Source organism: Microvirgula curvata (assembly GCF_054781615.1).
In genome coordinates, this window is the sequence record NZ_BAAGUB010000035.1 from 193107 (window position 1) to 210109 (window position 17003).

13 protein-coding genes are annotated in these 17003 nt (G+C 66.2%); 9 read left to right on the plus strand and 4 right to left on the minus strand.

Annotation, left to right across the window (positions count from 1 at the left end; all coding sequences use genetic code 11):
* The first annotated feature begins 50 nt into the window (after positions 1-50).
* The 3 genes from htpG to ACYVG8_RS15865 all read left to right on the plus strand — a co-directional run bounded on the left by htpG (position 51) and on the right by ACYVG8_RS15865 (position 3976).
* Complete coding sequence (htpG, locus tag ACYVG8_RS15855; protein ID WP_028498034.1) at positions 51-1949, plus strand: molecular chaperone HtpG; 1899 nt, start codon at positions 51-53, stop codon at positions 1947-1949.
* 139 nt (positions 1950-2088) lie between these two features.
* Complete coding sequence (locus tag ACYVG8_RS15860; protein WP_112691917.1) at positions 2089-2814, plus strand: hypothetical protein; 726 nt, start codon at positions 2089-2091, stop codon at positions 2812-2814.
* A gap of 34 nt (positions 2815-2848) precedes the next feature.
* The gene (locus tag ACYVG8_RS15865; RefSeq protein ID WP_460746270.1) at positions 2849-3976 is read left to right on the plus strand and encodes a VanZ family protein; all 1128 of its coding nucleotides are present in this window, start codon (positions 2849-2851) and stop codon (positions 3974-3976) included.
* A 57-nt stretch (positions 3977-4033) separates the two neighbouring features.
* On the opposite strand, the gene ACYVG8_RS15870 is transcribed toward ACYVG8_RS15865, so the two are convergent.
* The 3 genes from ACYVG8_RS15870 to argB form a co-directional block, all read right to left on the minus strand.
* Positions 4034-4693, minus strand: coding sequence for a pyrimidine 5'-nucleotidase (locus ACYVG8_RS15870; RefSeq protein WP_281660697.1), 660 nt, complete (start codon positions 4691-4693; stop codon positions 4034-4036).
* 102 nt (positions 4694-4795) lie between these two features.
* On the minus strand, positions 4796-5251 hold the full coding sequence (locus tag ACYVG8_RS15875; RefSeq protein ID WP_028498031.1) for a CBS domain-containing protein: 456 nt from the start codon (positions 5249-5251) through the stop codon (positions 4796-4798).
* A 64-nt stretch (positions 5252-5315) separates the two neighbouring features.
* The gene (gene argB / locus ACYVG8_RS15880; protein WP_028498030.1) at positions 5316-6188 is read right to left on the minus strand and encodes an acetylglutamate kinase; all 873 of its coding nucleotides are present in this window, start codon (positions 6186-6188) and stop codon (positions 5316-5318) included.
* Positions 6189-6366: 178 nt separating this feature from the next.
* Here argB and ACYVG8_RS15885 point away from each other — a divergent pair, with 178 nt between their 5' ends.
* Genes ACYVG8_RS15885 through ACYVG8_RS15900 form a run of 4 tightly spaced genes read left to right on the plus strand, consistent with a single transcriptional unit; the run spans position 6367 to position 12579 of the window.
* Positions 6367-7002, plus strand: coding sequence for a TetR/AcrR family transcriptional regulator (locus ACYVG8_RS15885; protein ID WP_107888798.1), 636 nt, complete (start codon positions 6367-6369; stop codon positions 7000-7002).
* Between the two features lie 6 nt (positions 7003-7008).
* Positions 7009-8151 carry an efflux RND transporter periplasmic adaptor subunit gene (locus ACYVG8_RS15890; protein WP_107888797.1) on the plus strand — a complete coding sequence of 381 codons (1143 nt, stop codon included), beginning with the start codon at positions 7009-7011 and terminating at the stop codon, positions 8149-8151.
* Positions 8148-11225: an efflux RND transporter permease subunit gene (locus tag ACYVG8_RS15895; protein ID WP_107888796.1), complete on the plus strand. Its 3078-nt coding sequence runs from the start codon at positions 8148-8150 to the stop codon at positions 11223-11225. Before ACYVG8_RS15890 ends, ACYVG8_RS15895 begins: the two co-directional genes overlap by 4 nt.
* 43 nt (positions 11226-11268) lie before the next feature.
* The gene (locus ACYVG8_RS15900; protein ID WP_158537384.1) at positions 11269-12579 is read left to right on the plus strand and encodes a TolC family outer membrane protein; all 1311 of its coding nucleotides are present in this window, start codon (positions 11269-11271) and stop codon (positions 12577-12579) included.
* 22 nt (positions 12580-12601) lie between these two features.
* Here the strand turns inward: ACYVG8_RS15900 and ACYVG8_RS15905 are convergent, their stop codons facing one another.
* Positions 12602-13987: an aminotransferase-like domain-containing protein gene (locus ACYVG8_RS15905; RefSeq protein WP_107888794.1), complete on the minus strand. Its 1386-nt coding sequence runs from the start codon at positions 13985-13987 to the stop codon at positions 12602-12604.
* A 153-nt stretch (positions 13988-14140) separates the two neighbouring features.
* Between ACYVG8_RS15905 and aptA the strand changes: the two genes are divergently transcribed.
* Together aptA and ACYVG8_RS15915 are read left to right on the plus strand one after the other, a co-directional pair.
* Entirely contained in the window at positions 14141-15460 is a 1320-nt protein-coding gene (aptA, locus tag ACYVG8_RS15910) for an omega-aminotransferase AptA (protein WP_028498025.1), read from the plus strand.
* A gap of 25 nt (positions 15461-15485) precedes the next feature.
* Positions 15486-16973, plus strand: coding sequence for a CoA-acylating methylmalonate-semialdehyde dehydrogenase (locus ACYVG8_RS15915; protein WP_107888793.1), 1488 nt, complete (start codon positions 15486-15488; stop codon positions 16971-16973).
* Positions 16974-17003: the final 30 nt, after the last annotated feature.

Genomic DNA, 17003 nt, shown 5'->3' on the forward strand with positions numbered 1-17003 from the left:
TTCCCATCTGCCTGTGCATTGGCAACCCTACTCCGATGCAAGAGCGACCTATGAGCGAGAAGCAAACTCTGGGCTTCCAGGCCGAAGTCAAACAGCTGCTGCAGCTGATGATCCATTCCCTGTACTCGAACAAGGAAATCTTCCTGCGCGAGCTGGTCTCCAACGCGTCCGACGCTGCCGACAAGCTGCGTTTCGAAGCCATCGCCAACCCGGCACTGTATGAAGACGACGCCGAGTTGAAGATCCGCATTACCTTCGATGCCGACGCCCGCACCCTGACCATTGCCGACAACGGCATCGGCATGAGCCGCGACGAGGTGATCGAACATATCGGCACCATCGCCAAATCGGGCACCCGTGCCTTCTTCGACAGCCTGACCGGCGACGCCCGCAAGGACGCCAACCTGATCGGCCAGTTCGGCGTCGGTTTCTACTCGGCCTTTATCGTCGCCGACCGGGTCACGCTGACCACCCGTCGTGCCGGTCTGCCGGCCGATGCCGGTGTGCGCTGGGAATCCGCCGGCGAAGGCGAGTACAGCATCGAGGCGGTCGACAAGGCCGGCCGCGGTACCGAGATCGTGCTGCACCTGCGCGAAGACGAGGGTGAGCTGCTGAACGACTGGCGCCTGCGCAGCATCCTGCGCAAGTACTCCGACCATATCGCCATCCCGATCGAGATGCTGAGCACGCCGGAAGCTGCTGACGGTGACGAACCGGCGCCCGCTGCCGTGTTCGAGCCGGTCAACCAGGCGTCCGCGCTGTGGGCACGGCCGAAGAGCGAGATCAGCGACGAGCAGTACCGCGAGTTCTACAAGCACGTCGCCCATGATTTCGAAGACCCGCTGGCCTGGACTCATGCCCGCGTCGAAGGCCGCCAGGAATACACCGAACTGCTGTACATCCCGTCGCGGGCACCGTTCGACCTGTGGGACCGCGAACGCAAGCACGGCGTCAAGCTGTACGTCCGTCGCGTGTTCATCATGGACGACGCCGACAAGCTGATGCCGCTGTACCTGCGCTTCGTCAAGGGCGTGATCGACTCGGCCGACCTGTCGCTGAACGTGTCGCGCGAAATCCTGCAGGGCTCGAAGGATATCGACGCCATCCGCGCCGGTTGCGTGAAGAAGGTGCTGGGCGTGCTGGAAGACCTGGCCAGCAATGAGGCGGACAAGTACGCGACCTTCTGGCAGGCCTTCGGCAATGTGCTGAAGGAAGGCATTGGCGAGGACTTCGCCAACAAGGACCGCATCGCCAGGCTGCTGCGTTTCGCGTCGACCAGCAATGACAGCAATGTGCAGAACGTGAGCCTGGCCGACTACGTCGCGCGGATGAAGGACGGGCAGGACAAGATCTACTACATCACCGCCGACAGCTTTGCCGCCGCGAAGAACAGCCCGCACCTGGAAGTGTTCCGCAAGAAGGGCGTGGAAGTGCTGCTGCTGTCCGACCGCGTCGACGAATGGGTAACCGGCCATCTGACCGAGTTCGACGGCAAGGCACTGGTATCGGTCGCCAAGGGCGAACTCGACCTGGGCCAGCTCGAGGACGAGGCCGAGAAGGAAGCGCAGAAACAGGTCGAGGAAACCCTGCAGCCGCTGATCGAGCGTGTGGGCAAGGCGCTGACCGAACAGGTGCGTGAAGTCCGCGTGACCCACCGTCTGACCGAATCGCCGGCGTGCCTGGTCGCCAGCGAGCACGGCATGAGCACCCATCTGGAACGGCTGCTGAAGTCGGCCGGACAGGAAATCGAGCACCAGAAGCCGGTGCTGGAACTGAACCCGGCCCACCCGCTGGTGAAGAAGCTGGACGCGGAGCAGAGCGACACCCGCTTCGGCGAGCTGGCCCGCGTGCTGTTCGACCAGGCCTTGCTGGCCGAAGGCGGCCAGCTCGATGACCCGGCCAGCTTCGTGCGCCGCGTCAACAGCCTGATGCTGGAAATGGCCGCGTAGCATCGGTCAGGATCAGGTCCTTGCCAAGGCCGGTGGAGTCTCCGCCGGCCTTTTCCTTTCGGGAACCGCCTCGCCGCGACGGGAGAGTTGCGGGACAATGGGCGTTCGTTCCCCAATCCACTGACCCGGAAAGCCAGCCATGTCCTTTCGCCTTCTGTCCCTGCCGTTTGCCTCGATGCTGTTGCTGACCGCCTGCTCGGGCGTGGCACCGGCGCAGGTGGAACCGGCCCCGGTCGCTCCGCCCCCGGTGGCATCACGCTGGATCAACCAGAGTGCGCTGGACACGCTGCGTCAGACCGGCTCGCCACGCCAGGCGCTGGCGTCGCAGCCGGCAGCCGAGCTGCTGCTGCAGCCGGATGGCCGCGCCGAGCGCGGAGATGGCGAGCGCTGGACGCCGGTCCGCTGGCAGCGCGATGGCGAGCGGCTGCTGATCGACCAGCAGGCGTGGCCGCTGGCCGGGGGGCAACTGATGTCGCCGGGCGGGGCACGCTTCGTTCCGGCTGGCGATGTGGCGGCCGGGACGGACGGTGCCTTTCGCGCCGCAGCCAATGCGGCGATGTTTCCAGGGCGCTGGGAAGTGCTGACCGCGCGCGGTCGTGGCACCGGACAGATCGTCACCTTCCATCCGGATGGCTCGCTGCAGGGCACCAACAAGTTCCGCCACTACCGTTTGTGCCTGGCCGGCGACTGTCTGGCGCAAACCCGCGGCGACAGCCTGCGACTGGACGATGGCGGCACGCCGACGACCCTGCTGCTGAGCCGTGACAGGGGGCAGTACGTGTTCCGCCAGGTGCGGGCGGGGGCCAGTGCCGGTGCGCTGCTGCTGCCCGGCGTGGTGTACATGCGCCTGCGTGCGGTGCATTGACGGCGGAGTCTGGCAATGATGGATGTTTCCGCACATGTCTGATTACGGTCTGCACCTGCTGCAACCGGCCCGGCATCTGGTGTCGCGCTGGTTTGCGCTGATCTGGCTTGGAGTGATCGTCGTCGTCAGCCTGTACCCGTTTTCCGGCTGGGAGTGGAGCGGCGAGCCGCTGCTCGATTTCCTCACCTACCCGCTGCCTTACTACCAGCGCGACTTCGACAATGTCGTCAATGTGCTGGCCTACCTGCCATACGGCTTTGCCCTGGCGCGAATGTCACGCCGGCGCTGGCTGGGGTTCCTGTTTGCCTGCATCGCCGCCAGTGCGACCAGCTTTGCGGTGGAGCTGACGCAGAACTTCCTGCCCAACCGCGTCTCGTCCAACCTCGACCTGATCTGCAATGCTGCCGGTGGCGCCATCGGTGCCACCATTGCCACCCTGCCGCTGTGCCGGCGCATTGGTGCCTGGCTGCTGGCACGGCGCTATCGCTGGTTCGTGCCCGACTCGACGGCGGACTATGCGCTGATGCTGCTGGCAGTCTGGTTCCTGACCCAGATCAATCCGGCGGTACCGCTGTTCGGCGTCGTGGTGATGCCACGCGGCCTGCCGCAGCCTTTCCTGTCGCCGCTGACCGATCCGGCACTGTTCCTGATGCTGCTGGAGGCGGGCGGGGCGATGCTGCACCTGACCGCCATCCTGCTGTTCATCACCGCCTTCCTGTCGCGCCGCCGTTACCAGCTGCGCGCGGTGCTGCTGTTTCTTTTTGCGGCCTGGCTGGTCAAGATGCTGGCTGCCGGCATGCTGCTGAAGCCGATGGCATTCTTCGCCTGGATGAACCACAACGTGGCGCTGGGGCTGGTGTCGGGCCTGCTGGCCGCCTGGCTGTGCACCCGGCTGCCGCGCGGCGGACAATTGCTGCTGGCCCTGCTGGCGCTGGCCGGCAGCGTCTGGCTGACCGAGCTGTGGCCGCTGGCCGAGGCCGGCGACAGTGGCGAGGAACTGGCGCTGTTCCGCTGGAACGAGGGCCACCTGCGCAATCTCAATGCGCTGGCCGACTTTGCCTCGCGCTGGTGGCCATGGGCCACCATGGTCTGCCTGATGCTGGCGCTGTGGCGCACTCTGTGGTCACACTTCCGCCATCCGCGAGCAGAGCAGACCGGCTAGCCCGGCCGGTGTGGGCTGAGGGCTGCCGTCCTGCCCCGCCACCGCGGGTGAATCCCGCTATGCCCGTCCGTTCTTCGTTGCGGGGGGCATGGGCAGTCCGAGCAACTGGGCGATATGAGCGATGCGATGGTCGACATAGCCCGGTGTCGCTACCTGGCCGGGTGCGATCCATACCGTGCGCATGCCGAGCCGCTTGGCCGTGCGCAGGTTGACCCGTGCATCCTCGACCATGATGCAGCGTGATGCGGGAGCGCGCAGATGGGCCAGCACGGCACGGTAGCCGCGCACATCGGGCTTGGGCAGAAAATCGGCCGACTCGATGGCGAACTGGGCACTGAAATGCCGGTCGATGCCGAGTCGTTCGAGAATACCGGCGCAGTACCACGACGGGCCGTTGGACAGCAGCACCTTGCGGCCGGGCAGGCGGGCAAAGGTGCGCTGCAGCTGCGGGTCGAACCGGACCAGTGGCAGCAACTCGTCAATCGGGTGGGTGGCCTGCAGGAAGTGCAGCGGGTCGACGGCATGGTGGCGGACCAGCCCGGTCAGCGTCGCGCCGTAGCGGCGCCAGTAGGCGGCGCGCAGCCGCTGCGCCTCGTCCTCGGCGATATCCAGGTGACGCATGATATAGGCGGTCATCATGCGGTTGATATGCGGGAACACCCCGGGTGATGCGTGATGCAGGGTGTTGTCGAGGTCGAAGATCCAGATCGGGGGCATACGGCAGACAAAGGCCGCCGACGGGGACGACGGCGGCCGCAATGGGCGGGGCGACATGATAGGAGCGGAGCGGGGCGCGCTGCAATGTGCAACGCGCTGGCGCTACTGACAGCCGAGCTGGCTGCACCCCATCACATACTTGCTCAGCGAGTCGATCGCGATCTGCTGGTCGGCAATGGTGGCATGCACCACGTCGCCGATCGAGATCATGCCGATTACCTGTTCGTTTTCCACCACCGGCAGATGGCGGATGCGTTCCGCTGTCATCAGCGCCATGCACTGCTCGGCCGTGCGGTCGGGGCTGATCACGTGGACCCGCGCGGTCATGATCTCGGACACCAGCGTATTGCTCGACGTCCGGCCCTGCAGCACGATGCGGCGGGCGTAGTCGCGTTCGGAGAAAATGCCGACCAGCCGCCCGTTGTCCATGACCGCCACGGCGCCGATATCGCGCTGGGCGAGCAGTTGCAGGGCTTCGAACACACTGGCATCCGGGGCAATCGAGATCAGGGCGGCGGTGTGTTTCTCTTTCAGCATTTGGCGGGCGGTGGCGCTCATGGTGGTCTCCTGTCGGACAGTAGGGGTGTTTCCACTATAGTGCGCCCGCGCCCGCCGGCCCGGATCAAGCGGCGCGGATCATGGTGCCGATGCCGGCTGCGGTGAGAATTTCCAGCAACAGCGCATGTTTGACCCGGCCGTCGATGATGTGCACCGAGTTCACGCCGTTGCGGGCCGCGTCCAGTGCCGAGCTGATTTTCGGCAGCATGCCGCCGTGCAGCGTGCCGTCGGCGAACAGCAGGTCGACCTGTGCCGGGGTCAGGCTGGTCAGCAGCTTGCCGTCCTTGTCGAGTACGCCCGGAGTGTTGGTCATCAGCACCAGCTTTTCCGCGTGCAGCGTTTCGGCCAGTTTGCCGGCGACCAGATCGGCATTGATGTTGTATGCCGCGCCATCCGGGCCGACGCCGATCGGGGCGATGACCGGAATGAAGTCCTTCTCGTACAGCAGGGCGACCACGGCCGGGTCGATCGAGTCGACCTCGCCGACCTGACCGATATCCACGGCCGGGTTGCCGTCGGCGGCGACATACAGCTTGCGGGCGCGGATAAAGCCTCCGTCCTTGCCGGTCAGTCCGATGGCATGGCCGCCGGCCTGATTGATCAGATTGACGATTTCCTTGTTGACCAGACCGCCGAGCACCATTTCGACCACGTCCATGGTCTCGCTGTCGGTCACGCGCATGCCGGCGACGAATTCGCCGTGCTTGCCGAGGCGGGTCAGCAGGTCATTGATCTGCGGGCCGCCGCCATGGACGACGACCGGGTTCAGGCCGACCAGCTTCAGCATCACCACATCACGGGCAAAGCCTTCCTTCAGCGCCGGGTCGGTCATGGCATTGCCGCCGTACTTGATGACCAGCGTCTTGCCGCTGAACTGGCGGATATACGGCAGGGCCTCGGCCAGAATGGCGGCCTGCTCCTGGGCATCGAATGGCATGGCGAATCCTTGCTGTCGCAAAAATGCAAATTCTAGCCGTATCCCGGCAACTCGTGTCTGCCCGAGGAGCGCAGATTGCTGCATCAATTAATGAACCAGTATTTATTTTTTATGCACAACAGGGAAAAATGCCGGTAGTCTCCCGCGTCATCGTGATTCATGACGGACGTTTCCGACCATGCAAAACCAGAATGGCACACGCTGGCACCGGCGCAAGGACGCGCGGCCGGACGAGATCCTGGCCGCTGCACAGATCCTGTTTATCGAACATGGCTACAAGGCGACCAAGCTTGAGGACATCGCCCGCGCCGCCGGCGTGACCAAGGGCACGCCCTATCTGTATTTCGAGAACAAGGCCGAAATCCTGAAAGCGGTAGTCCGCAACGGCCTGCTGGCCAATATCACCCGGCTGGAGGCGGCGGCCGAGAACGGCGCCGGTCCGGTCGCCGCGCAGATGCGCCTGCTGATGCAGCGCTGGAATGAGGACGTGCAGGCCAGCCAGAGCAGCGGGCTGGTCAAGCTGATGGTGGCCGAAGCGTGCAACTTTCCCGACCTGGCGCGCTTCTATTACGACGAAGTCATCCTGCGTGCCCGGGCGCTGTTGCGCACACTGCTGACGCGCGGCATGGCCAGCGGCGAGTTCCGCGCCGATCTCGACCTCGATGAAACGGTCCAGATCGTGCTGGCCCCGCTGGTGATGGCCCTGCTGTGGGAACACTCGTTCGCCCGTTTCGAAGCCGAACCGATCGATATGGTGCGCCATATCGACCATATCCACGACCTGCTGACCCGCGGCCTCTGCACCCGCGGCTGAGACACCATGCCCAAGCGAACCCTGCTCATTCCCGTCCTGCTGGCCAGCCTGATACTGGCGGCCTGCAAGGACCGACCTGCCGTTGAAGAAGAAATCCGCCCGGTCCGCACCACTGTCGTCGGCGAGGATGCCGTTGCTGCCACCCAGCGCTTTGCTGCCGACATCCGGGCCCGGCATGAATCGCCGCAAGGCTTCCGCGTGGCCGGCAAGGTGACCGAACGGCTGGTGGACCCCGGCGCCATGGTTCGCACCGGTCAGCCGCTGTTGCGGCTCGATCCGGCCGACCTTGGCCTGGAACTGACCGCCAGACAGGCGCAACTGGCGGCGGCGGAAAGCGACTACCGCCAGCAGGAAACCGATCTGGCCCGCTATCAGGGCCTGCTGGCCCAGCACTTCATCAGCCAGGCCGAATTCGACCGCCGCGCCAGCGGGGTGGTGGTTGCCCGTGAAAAGGTCAAACAGGCGCGTGCCGACCTGGCCGTCAGCCAGAACCGCCGCGCCTATGCGACGCTGACCGCCGAACGCGATGGCGTGGTCAGTCGCATCGACGCCGAACCCGGCCAGGTGGTGCAGGCCGGCCAGACCGTCGTGACCCTGGCCGTGCCGGGTGAGCGCGAAGCCGTGGTCAATGTGCCGGAGGCACGGCTGGCCGCATTCCGCACCGCAAGCGCTTACAGCGTGCAGTTGTGGAATGACGGGCGCCGCTATCCGGCGACCCTGCGCGAACTGGCGCCGGTGGCCGATCCGGTCTCGCGGACCTATCAGGCGCGGCTGTCGATTCCCGCCGCCGACGACGCGGTCAAGCTTGGCATGAGCGCGACCGTGTTCGTGACCGGGCGCGACCAGCCGGCGCAGATGCGCCTGCCGCTGACTGCCGTGCTCGACGAGCAGGGCCGGCATGCGGTGTGGGTGCTGGACGGCAAGACGCTGCGGGTGAAAAAACGGGCCGTAACGCTGGCCGGCATCGACAGCCAGACCGTGACCGTGGCCAGCGGGGTGCGGGCCGGCGAAACCGTGGTGACGGCCGGTGTTCACCTGCTGCGCGACGGCATGCGCGTCAGGCGGCTCGATCCGTCGCCGCGCCCCGGCAAGCCGGCACTGGCCCAGGTCGGCACTGACAAGGCGACGGCCAGCGGTGGCCAGCCATGATGCGCGGTCCGAATCTGTCCGAATGGGCGCTGAGCAATGCGCCGCTGACGCGCTACCTGATCGTGGTGCTGCTGATGGCCGGCGTCTGGGCCTATGCCCATCTCGGCCAGAAGGAAGACCCCGAGTTCACCTTCAAGGCCATGCTGGTGCAGGTGGTGTGGCCGGGGGCGACGGCCAGCGAGGTCGAGCAGCAAGTGACCGACCGTGTCGAGCAGAAGCTGATGGAAATGCCCGAGCTGGACTTCGTGCGCAGCTACTCCAAGCCGGGCGAGGCACAGCTGATCGTCAGCCTGCGCGAGGACGTGCGCGGCCGTGCCGTCACTGATGCCTGGTATCAGGTACGCAAGAAGATCGGGGACCTGAAAGCGCAGGGCGGCCTGCCGTCCGGCGTGCGCGGGCCGTTCTTCAATGACGAATTCGGCGATACCTTCGGCAATCTGTATGCGTTCACCTCGGACGGCTTCAGCCCCGAGGCGCTGCGCCGCTACGTCGAGTACGCCCGGCTGGCCGCCACCCGGCTGCCGGATGTGGCCAAGGTGCAGATCGTCGGCGACCAGGCAGAGAAGATCTATGTCGATATCGACACTGCCCGGCTGGCCAACCTCGGCATCGACCTGTCGACGGTGTGGGAAGCGCTGGCGAAGCAGAACAGCGTCGAGCCGGCCGGCACTTACGAAACGGCCAGCGACCGCATTTTCGTCCGCGTCAGCGGTCCGTACGACTCGGTGGCCGCCGTGGCCGGCACGCCGATTGCCGCCGGCGGGCGATCGTTCACCGTCGGCGACATCGCCCGGGTCGGACGCGCCTATGTCGACCCGGCCACCTTCAAGATGCGCTTCAACGGCAAGGAGGCGCTCGGCCTGGCCATCTCGATGAAGCAGGGCGGCGACGTGCTCAAGCTCGGCCAGGCACTGGATGCCTTCGTGCTCGACCTCAAGCGCACCATGCCGCACGGCATCGAGATCCATGCCGTGTCCGACCAGCCTAAAGTCGTGCATGAGGCGGTCGGCGAATTCATGCGTTCCCTGCTTGAAGCGGTGGCCATCGTGCTGGCGGTCAGTTTTGTCAGCCTCGGCCTGCGTACCGGCGTCGTGGTCGCGCTGTCGATCCCGCTGGTGCTGGCCATCACCTTCCTGGCGATGCTGGCGTTCGGCATCGACCTGCAGCGCATCTCGCTCGGCTCGCTGATCATCGCGCTGGGCCTGCTGGTCGACGATGCGATCATCGCCGTGGAAATGATGTCGCTGAAGCTGGAGCAGGGCTGGAACCGTTTCCGTGCCGCGACCTTTGCCTACACCAGCACGGCCTTCCCGATGCTGACCGGCACGCTGATCACGGCGGCGACCTTCCTGCCGGTCGGCCTCGCCCGCTCGAATGCCGGTGAATACACGTTCAGCCTGTTTGCCGTGGTGGGGCTGGCATTGGTGATTTCGTGGTTTGTCGCCGTGCTGTTCACGCCGTACCTCGGTTTCCTGCTGCTGAAGGAACACAAGAATGGCGAGGACGCGCCGCACGTCGATGTGTACCGCAAGCCGTTCTACCTGCGCTTCCGGCGCACGCTGGAATGGTGCCTGGAATACCGCAAGACCGTCATTGCGCTGACGCTGGCGGCCTTCGTGCTGTCGCTGGTCGCGTTCAGGCTGTTCGTGCCGCAGCAGTTTTTCCCGGCCTCGAACCGGGTCGAACTGCTGGTTGACCTGTGGCTACCGCAGGGGGCCAGCTATGCGGCGACCGAGCGCGAAGTGAAGGCGGTCGAGGCGCGCCTGGCCAATGACGAGCACGTGCTGTCGGTCACCAGCTATGTCGGCAATGGCTCGCCGCGCTTCTACCTGCCGCTGGACCAGCAGCAGCCGAACCTGAACTATGCGCAGCTGATGGTGATGACCCGCGATCTCGCTGCGCGTGAAGCGGTGAAGAAGAAGCTTGAACGCGCGTTCGAGACCGACTTTCCGCTGGTGCGCGGCCGGGTGGTCCGGCTGGAGAACGGCCCGCCGGTCGGCTATCCGGTGCAGTTCCGGGTGATGGGTGACGATCCGGTCGAGCTGCGTCGCATTGCGGCCCAGGTCGAACAGAAGGTGCGGGCGCACACCGATACCCGGCACGTCAACAATGACTGGGGCGAGCAGGTCAAGGCGATGCGGCTGACGGTGGATCAGGACCGGGCGCGGGCGCTCGGCATCGACTCGCAGGCGCTGGCGCGACAGCTGGCGATGCAGATTTCCGGTGCCGCCGTCACCGACTTCCGCGACAACGACCGCAGCATCGACGTGATGGTGCGGCTGTCCGCCGACGAGCGACATGATGTGGCCGCACTCGGCGGCCTGACCGTGCAGACTGCCAGCGGGCGTTTCGTGCCGGTATCGCAGGTTGCGCACATCAGTTATGCACCCGAGGAGAGTATCGTCTGGCGGCGCAACCGGCAGCCGACCATCTCGGTGCGGGCCGACGTGCGCGACGGCGTCCAGGCGTCCGATGTGTCGCTGGCGCTGTGGCCGGCCATGCAGGCATTCGGGAAAACGCTGCCACCCGGCTATCATATCGAGCTTGGCGGTTCGCTCGAGTCGAGCATGAAGTCGCAGCAGGCCATCGGCACCATCGCGCCGGTGATGCTGCTGATCGTGGTGACACTGCTGATGGTGCAGCTGAAGAGCTTCTCGCGCACGGTCATGGTGCTGCTGACCGCGCCGCTGGGCATGATCGGGGTGTCGCTGACGCTGATCCTGTTCGGTGCGCCGTTCGGCTTCGTCGCCATGCTCGGCGTGATTGCGCTGGCCGGGATGATCATGCGCAACAGCGTGATCCTGGTCGACCAGATCGAGCATGACCTTGCCGAGGGCATTGCGCCGTGGGAGGCCGTGATCGGCAGTACGGTCCGCCGCTTCCGGCCGATCATGCTGACGGCCGCGGCGGCGATCCTGGCCATGGTGCCGCTGACGCGCAGCACGTTCTGGGGGCCGATGGCGGTCGCCATCATGGGCGGGCTGCTGGTGGCGACCGTACTGACGCTGCTGTTCCTGCCGGCGCTGTATGCGGCCTGGTACCGGGTGCCGCGGCCGGCACCGGCCGCTGACTGAGACAAGGGATTCGTGTGCAAATGCAACACAGAAGGATACTGGAGTGAAAACGAGTTTTTCCCCGCGCTGGCTGGCGCTGATGATCGCCGTGACGACGACCGGCGCCGGTGCCGCCGACCTGATGGATGCCTGGCGGGCCGCGCGTGACTACGATTCCGGCATTGCCTCGTCCCGTGCCCGGCGTGAAGCGGGCGTCGAGGCGCGCGTGCAGGGCCGGGCGCCGCTGCTGCCACAGATCAATGGCAGCTACAGCGCGACCCGCAACTACCCGAAGACCCCGAACGGCCTGCCCGATTACACCACCCGTGTCGGCGGCATCCAGCTGACGCAGACGGTATTCGACTGGGCCAGGTTCGCCGGCTACTCGATCGGTGAACAGCAGGCGCTGATCGCTGACGACCAGCTGAAAGCCGCCGACCAGGACCTGATCGTCCGCGTTGCCCGCGCCTATTTCGACGTACTGCTGGCGGAAGACACGCTGACCTATACCCGGGGCGCGAAGGACGCCTTTGCCCAGTCACTGGCCGAGGCGAAAAAGCGTTTTGAAGTCGGCAGCGCGACCATCGTCGACACCAATGAAGCGCAGGCCAACTTCGACAATGCGGTGGCGGTGGAAATCCAGGCGGTGAACGACCTCGCCATCAAGCGCAACGCCTTCCTGCTGCTGACCAACCTGCCCGGTGACTCGCTGAAACCGCTGGCGCCGAAGCTGCCGCTGGAAACGCCGTCGCCGGCCAATGTCGACGCGTGGATCAGTCGCGTCGATGGCGGCAACCTCGACGTGGCGGTGCGGCGCAAGCAGGTGCTGATCGCCGACAAGAGCATCGACGTCAGCCGGGCCGGTCACTTGCCGACCCTGAACCTCAATGCCGGGTGGCAGAAAAACGACAGCAACCTGTCGCCGCTGTTCGGCGGCAACAAGACCGAGGGCAACAGCGTCGGTCTGACCCTGACCATCCCGCTGTTTGCCGGTGGTGGCGTGCAGTCGCAGGTGCGGGAGAAAGCCGCGCTGCGCGACGCCGCACGCGAGGATCTGGAGACCAGCCGCCGCACCGCCGAGCAGCAGGTCCGGACTGCCTATCTGGGCGTGACCGCCGGCGCCTCGCAGGTGGTGGCGCGGCAGAACGTGGTCAAGTCGGTGGAAACCCAGCTGGCCTCGACCCGCCTTGGTCGCGATGTTGGCGTGCGGACCAGCCTCGACGTGCTGAATGCCGAGCAGAGCGTGTTCCAGGCCCGGCGCGACCTGGCGCAGGCAAAGTACGCGTACCTGCTGTCGCGACTGCAACTGGCGCAGTCGGTCGGCCAGCTGGAGACGCAGGATCTGGCCGAGATCAATCGTTTTCTTGCCAACTAGCTGCGACGGATGCTGACGCCGCTCACAACACGCCATCCAGCCGTGCATCAAGGCAGTACGCCGCGTTGAAACGCAGCCATTCGCTGCCGGTCTGGCCGGGGCGGAACAGCCGTCCCGGCGCCAGCAGCACCCCGGCCCGACCGGCGTGCTCGGCCCGGGCGACCGGATCGTGGCCCGGCCGGCGTGCCCAGATGAACATGCCGCCCGATTCACTGCCGAAGCACTCATAGCCGGCGGCTTCCAGCCTGGCGCGTGCGCGCGGCTGCGCCTCGGCCAGCCTGGCGCGCAGGCGCTCGATCTGACGGCGGGCGCTGCCATCCTCCAGCAGACTCAGCACCATGCGCTCACCGTATTCGCTGGAGGTCAGGCCGGTGATCATCTTCACGTGCGCCAGCTCGTCGGCCCGGGCGCGGTCGGTGGCCACGAAGCCGACCCGCAGCGCCGGGGACAGCGTCTTCGAGAAACTGCCGATATACATCACCCGCCCGAGCCCGCCCTGGGCCGCCAGCGCTGTCTGCCGGCCGGAAACGAAATCGGCCGACACATTGTCCTCGACCACGGTGAAGTCGAATTCGCCAGCCAGTCGCAGCACGCCGAATGCCGTGGCCGGCGTGTATGAGCAGCCGGTCGGATTCTGCAGCCACGGATTGGTGAAGAACGCACGCGGACGATGCAGGGCGGCAAGGCGGGCCAGTTCGGCCAGATCCGGTCCCTGTGGCGTCCACGGCGCGCCGATCACGTTCAGTCCGCGCAGTTGCAGGCAGGAAATCAGGTTGCAGTAGCCGGGGTCGTCGACCAGCACGGTATCGCCGGGCCGCGCCAGCACGGCGGCGGCGAGGTCGATCGCCTGGCTGGCGCCGTGGGTCAGTACGATATCGCGCGGGCTGGCGGTGATCTCCGCATCGCCCAGCCGGTCGGCGATATGCTCGCGCAGCGGCAGCCAGCCCTGCGGCTGGCCATAGCGCGTGGTCGGCATGCCGTCGCGTGCCAGTGCCCGCAGGGCGCGGGCCAGCGGCACTGCCTCGAACCATGCCGACGGCAGCCAGCCGCCACCGACCGGCAGCAGCATGTCGCCGGACTCGTACACATTGCGCGACAGCCAGTAGGCATCGATGGCCAGCTCGCGCACCGGCGGCGGGTCGGCCGGCGTGCTGACCGGGCGGCCGCCGGCGACAAAGTAGCCGGAACCGCGCCGTGACTCGAGCAGGCCGCGCGCGACCAGCCGCTGATAGGCGTCGGTCACGGTGAACGGGCTGATGGCCAGTTCGCCCGCCAGCTTGCGGATCGACGGCACCCGGTGGCCGGGTGACAGCCGCCGGGCCTTGATCGCCTGGTCGAACAGGGCGATGACGCGTTCGACCAGCGTGGCATGCGCCATCTCCGGCAGCACGTAGTGTTCGAGTGTCATGGTGGATTGGCCAGTACAGTACCGTTGCAATTTGTGCGAACTGTCTCTGTTTTTGTCCCGGCATGCAACCTAGATTGCAGGCATTGCCCCGGCAGCCGCTGAGCGGGCAATGCCCGCGCCATCGCAGCGCAAACCGACATGAGAGAGAGAAACATGAAACCCGCCGACCTCGACGCGCTCTGGATGCCGTTCACTTCCAACCGCCACTACAAGGCCAGTCCGCGCCTGCTGTGTGCGGCCGACGGCATGTATTACACCGATGACAGCGGCCGCAAGGTGCTGGATGGCACCTCCGGCCTGTGGTGCGTGAATGCCGGCCACAACCGGCGCCCGATCGTCGAGGCGATCCAGCGTGCGGCTGCCGTGCTCGATTACGCGCCACCATTCCAGATGGGCCATCCGCAGATGTTCGAGGCTGCGACCGCGCTGGCCGGCATGGCGCCGGCGGGGCTGGACAAGGTGTTCTTCGTCAACTCCGGCTCGGAAGCCGCCGATACGGCGCTGAAGATCGCCCAGGCCTATCACCGGGTACGCGGCGATGCGGCGCGGGTCAAGCTGATCGGCCGCGAGCGCGGCTATCACGGCGTCAACTACGGCGGTGTGGCGGTCGGCGGCATCGCCGGCAACCGCAAGCACTTCCCGGTCGGCCTGGCTGCGGTGGACCATCTGCGCCATCCGCTCGATATCGATCGCAACGCGTTCAGCCGTGGCGAGCCGGCCTTCGGCATCGAGCTGGCCGACGAACTGGAGTCGCGCATCGTCACCCTGCATGATCCGTCGACCATTGCCGCGGTGATCGTCGAGCCGATGCAGGGCTCGACCGGCGTGATTCTGCCGCCGAAGGGCTATCTGAAGCGGTTGCGCGAGATTTGCGACAAGTACGGCATCCTGCTGATTTTCGATGAAGTCATTACCGGCTTCGGCCGCCTGGGCGCGCCGTGGGCGTCGCAGCGCTTCGATGTGGTGCCGGACATTCTGACCTGCGCCAAGGGGCTGACCAATGGCGCGGTGCCGATGGGTGCCGTACTGGTCAAACCGGCCATTCACGATGCGTTCATGGCCGCGGCCGTCGGCGAGCGCGCCATCGAATTCCCGCACGGCTACACCTACTCCGGCCACCCGCTGGCCTGCGCGGCGGCGATCGCCACACTGAAACTGTACCGGGACGAGCAACTGTTCGAGCGCAGCGCCGGCATGGCGCCGGCGTTCGAGGAAGCGGCGCACAGCCTGCGCGGCGCGCCGTTCGTCAAGGACATCCGCAACCTCGGCCTGGTGGCCGGCATCGAACTGGAGTCGCGACCCGGCGAGCCGGGCGCGCGCGGCTATGATGTGTTCCTCAAATGCTGGGAAAAGGGCGTGATGGTGCGCTTTACCGGCGACGTCATCGCCTGCTCGCCGCCGCTGATCATCGACAGCGCCGAGATCGGACGGCTGTTCGCCACCATTGGTGACGTGCTGCGTGAAATCAACTGAGAACACTGGAATCGTGGAGAAAACCATGCAGGAAATCCCCCATTACATTGCCGGCCAGCGGACGACCGGCCGCGGCGTGCGGCGCGGCGACGTGTACAACCCGGCCTGGGGTGAAGTGACTGCCAGGCTGTGCCTGGCCGATGCGGGCGATGTCGACGCGGCGGTGGCCGCCGCGCAGGCGGCGTGGCCGGCGTGGGCGGAAACGCCGCCGCTGAAGCGGGCGCGGGTGATGTTCAGGTTCAAGGAGATCCTGGAACGCGAAGCCCCGGCCCTGGCTGCCCTGATCTCGACCGAGCATGGCAAGACCGTGCCGGATGCGCTGGGCGAGGTCACGCGCGGGCTGGAGGTGGTCGAATTCGCCTGCGGCATCCCGCAACTGCTGAAGGGTGAATACTGCGATCAGGTCGGCACCGGGGTCGACAGTTACAATCTGCGCCAGCCGCTGGGGGTGGTGGCGGGCATCACGCCGTTCAACTTCCCGGCCATGGTGCCGCTGTGGATGATTCCGGTCGCACTGGCCTGCGGGAATACCTTCGTGCTCAAGCCATCGGAGCGTGATCCGTCAGCCGCACTGAAACTGGCCGACTATCTGCACGAGGCCGGTCTGCCCGATGGCGTGTTCAACGTCGTGCATGGCGACAAGACCGCCGTCGACGCGCTGCTTGACCATCCCGACGTGGCGGCCGTGAGCTTTGTCGGCTCGACACCGATCGCCCGTTACATCCACAGCCGCGGCACTGCCGCCGGCAAGCGGGTGCAGGCGCTCGGCGGGGCGAAGAACCATCTGGTGGTGATGCCGGACGCCGACATTGCCCAGACCGCCGACGCGCTGATGGGGGCGGCCTACGGTTCGGCCGGCGAGCGCTGCATGGCAATTTCGGTTGCGGTGGCGGTCGGTGATGCGGCCGATGCACTGGTTGCCGAGCTGGCCGGGCGGACCCGTTCGCTGAAGATCGGCCCGGGCAGCCAGGCTGACGCCGACATGGGACCGCTGGTCACCCGCGAGCACAAGGCCAGGGTGGAAAGCCATATCGCGGCCGGCGTGGCCGAGGGGGCGACGCTGGTGGTTGATGGCCGTGGCCATGTGGTGGCCGGTCACGAGAATGGCTTCTTTGTCGGCGGCACCCTGTTCGACCATGTCACACCGGGCATGAGCATTTATCAGGAAGAAATTTTCGGCCCGGTGCTGGCCGTGGTGCGGGTCGGGTCGCTGGACGAGGCCATCGGACTGATCAACGGCCACCCATTCGGCAACGGCACTGCCATCTTTACCCGCGACGGCGGCGCGGCGCGCGAATTCACCCGTCGCATCCAGGTCGGCATGGTCGGGGTCAATGTGCCGATTCCGGTGCCGATGGCATTCATGAGCTTCGGCGGCTGGAAGGCATCGCTGTTTGGCGATCACCACGTGCATGGCCACGAAGGCGTACGGTTCTATACGCGGATGAAGACGGTGACCTCGCGCTGGCCTGCACGGCTGACGGCCGAGTTCTCCATGCCGACGATGAAGTAAGCGGTTTTCCCCCTGACTTGAGGCTGGCCG